The following is a 3,144-nucleotide window of genomic DNA, read 5'->3' as shown; positions in this document are numbered from 1 at the left end:
CCGCACTGGTGCCGCCCACTTGCGGGGCGGGTCGATGCCCGCGAGCACGAGCAGCGATTCCGCGTTGCGGCGCATGCGGGTGGCGAGGTGGTCGAGCCGGAAGAGGTTGGCCAACGTGTCGGGGTCGGTCTCGTTGTGCTCGAGCTCGGTGATGAAGTCGAGCTGGCGGCCGAGGAGGTTCTGGTTGCGGCGACCGAGGTTGACGAACGAGTCCGCGATGTTCCGTCGTAAGACGGCCTGCTCCACGGCGAGATCGAGCGCGGAGTCCTGCACCGTGTTCAACGCGTCCGCCACATCGGCGACCTCGTCACGGGTCTGCACGGAGATCGGCTCGACCTGGGGCACCGTCACGTCGTCGCCCAACGGCGTGTCCAGGATGTCCAACACGGCGTCGGGCAGGCGGTGGTTGGCCATGTCCGTGGCCTGACGGGTCAACGCCCGCAACGGACGCGTGATCGACCGCGACACCCACCACACGGCCAGCCCGGCGAACACCACGGCGACCAGGGCGAACAGGCGGAACAGCCAGCCGCGCCCGCTGGCGCCGCCCTTCAGGCTGTCGGCCTCCTGCACGAGCAGGTCGGCGGTCTTGGTGCGGAACCCGATGTAGCTCTGGTCGATGGGCACGTTCACCGCCGCCAGCACCTGGTTCGCGTCGACCCGCTCACCGGCGATGGCGACGTCGGCCACGGCGAGCAGGTCGGTGGTGACCTTCTCGGGGAACTCGTCGTCGACCAGCTCGTCGTAGGGCTCGCGGCGGGAGCCCTTGATCGCCGCCGAGTTCAGCTCGAACACCTCGGTGAGCGTCGCGACCTGGATCAGCTCGTCGCGCTCCTCGATCGTGCCCGACGCCCCGCCCTGGATCAGCGCCCGCACCAGATCGGCGGTGGTCTCGATCTGGCGTGACGACAGGTCGATCAGCTCGGCGCCCTGGCGCAGGCCGGGGCTGTCGATCGCCAGCGCCAGCCGCGTGTTGGCGTCGAGGAACGGCGTCGTGAGCTCGGCGTACCGGTCGAAGACCTGGTCGGCGAACGTCAGGTCGACCACGGGGTTGGCCTCGTTGTGGGCGTCGATCTCCTGCCGCAGGGCCGTGACGTCGCCGATGCCGGCCAGCGCCGGCCGGTACACCGCGGCGATGTCACCGCCGCGCTCCTCCATCTCGGAGCGGAACGCCGCCAACGCCTCGTCGGTGCGGGCCTGGGTCTCGGCGTACCCGGTGACGTCGAGGGTGAGGGAGCTCTCGGTGCCGCTCAGCTCGGCGACCGCCCAGCTGCGCTCGTCCTGCAGGCTGCTCAGCAGACCGGCCGGGCCGATTGTGGCAGTGGCCAGGTGTGTCTGACTCCGGACCTCGCGGACATCACGAGACGTCTTGGCGAGCTCGAAGACGATGATGCTCAGGAGCCCTAGCAGAGGGACAGCCAGTGCTCCGAGCAGCTTGATGCGAATCGGCACTCGGCGCATTGATTGTCAAGTCTCGCGAACAATCGGTGCTGATGTCGCCACTCAAGGGGCGGAAATGGCGAATTCTCGCCCAGTTCACGTCCAAAGATGCGTTGTGGGACCCTTCAGTTGTCGTCCGCGGGCGGCCGTGGGGGCTCCGAAGGGGCCTGCGGCGGCTCGGCCGGTTGCGTCTCGTCGAGGCCCCGCTGCACACCGGCCGTGAAGTCCGACAGGAAGCCGTAGACGTCCTTGGCCGACCGCTCGCTCGCCCAGCCCTCGGCCGACGTGGGCGCGGGCGTGGGCGTGGGCGCGGGCCCTCGCCCGGGAGCCCGCACGGCCGGGGTCTGACCGGTGGGCGTCCGCACGAACGGGCCGCCCGGGGGCGGGGTGCGGGGCGCGGGTGCCGGGCTCGACGGGCCGATGCCGGCGCCAGGACCGGCACCGCTCTCGCCGCGGCGGAGCTTGACCGTCTGGGTGTTCGGGAGCTGGGCGCCCCGGACCCGGCGGGTGAGCCCTGCCGCGGTGGTCTGGTCGCCGGGCGGGGGCGGCGGGGCCAGTGGCGGCTGACCGGGGGGACCGGGCGGGTTCGCCGGGGCCCCGGGGGCCGGGGGCTCCGCGCCGAACGGCGGGGCGAAGGGCCGTGGGCTGAAGGCTGCCGGCACCTCGGGCGCCGCCGGCGGGGAGGCCGGGGCGGCCGGCCCGCGCTGGGGGAGCGGCGGCCGCGGCGGCAGCGGGGCACCGTTGCCCGTACCCGGCAACGCCGGCGACGGACCGGGCCCCGGAGGCGGGAACGACAAGCCCCGCGGCGGCGTGGTCGGGAACGGCGGGAGGTGCTTCAGGGCCGGGGTGCCGGTGGCGGGACTGAGCGGTGGGGCGCCGGAGCCGACATGCGCCGCCGGGGCTGCGGGGGCCGTCGGCGCGGGGGGAGCCGGCGGGTGCATCGACGTGATCGGCTTCGAGGTGAACGGTGCCGCCGGGCTCGAGTTCACCTGGTCGTGGAGCTGCGTCGTGTACTGCGACAGCGTCTGGATGAGGGAGTCGTCGGCGGTCGCCGGCTTGGTGACGCCACTGCCGAGCCGGGCAGCCGGTCGATCGGCCGAGGGATCCGCCGGGCCCCGCGGGGTGCGCTTGGCCAGGCCGCTGGCCGTGGTGGCGGACGCGGCGGGCGCCAGGCCGGCCGCCGGTGCCTGCTCGTCGTCGCCGGTCTGCCGGGCCAGCGCCGCGGCGGCGGCCGGCGAGAGGTCGCGGCGGGCGGCGAGGGTGGGTGTGGTGGTGAGGTTGGGAGCGCCGGCAGCCGCGTCGGGGGCGCCGGTGGTGTCGCCGGTGGTCAGCAGCGTCGGTGGGAGGTTGATGGTGGCGGTGATGCCGTGGCCGGGGGAGTTGTGGAGGGTGACGTTGATGTTGTGGCGGGCGGCGAGGTTGCCGGCGACGTAGTGGCCCAGGTACTTCGACGGGGCGATCGTGAACGACTCCGCGCCTGCCAACCGTCGGTTGGCCCGTGCGAGCTCCTCGGGCGACATGCCCAGACCGGAGTCGATGATCGCCAACGTGTAGCCGGCGGGCTGCATGCGCCCCCGGATCTCGACCGTCTGGTCGGGTGGCGAGAAGATCAGGGCGTTCTCGATCAGCTCCGCCAGGAGATGGGCCAAGTCGGCGGCCGCGGAGCCCATGACCGTCGACGCTTCGACCGCCCGGACCGTGACG

The 3,144-nt window shown here is 73.2% G+C and carries 2 protein-coding genes; both read right to left on the bottom strand.

Annotation, left to right across the window (positions count from 1 at the left end; all coding sequences use genetic code 11):
- Nucleotides 1–1,452, bottom strand: a 1,452-nt coding sequence (locus VK611_20015) for a HAMP domain-containing protein (protein HMG43627.1), incomplete at its 3' end; no start/stop codon positions are given.
- Nucleotides 1,453–1,565: 113 nt separating this feature from the next.
- The coding region (locus tag VK611_20010) for an ATP-binding protein (protein HMG43626.1) at nt 1,566–3,144 on the bottom strand (1,579 nt) is incomplete at its 5' end.

The organism is Acidimicrobiales bacterium (assembly GCA_035316325.1).
GTDB lineage: Bacteria > Actinomycetota > Acidimicrobiia > Acidimicrobiales > VFJN01 > DASXTK01.
This window is presented reverse-complemented; position numbering and strand designations above follow the sequence as displayed.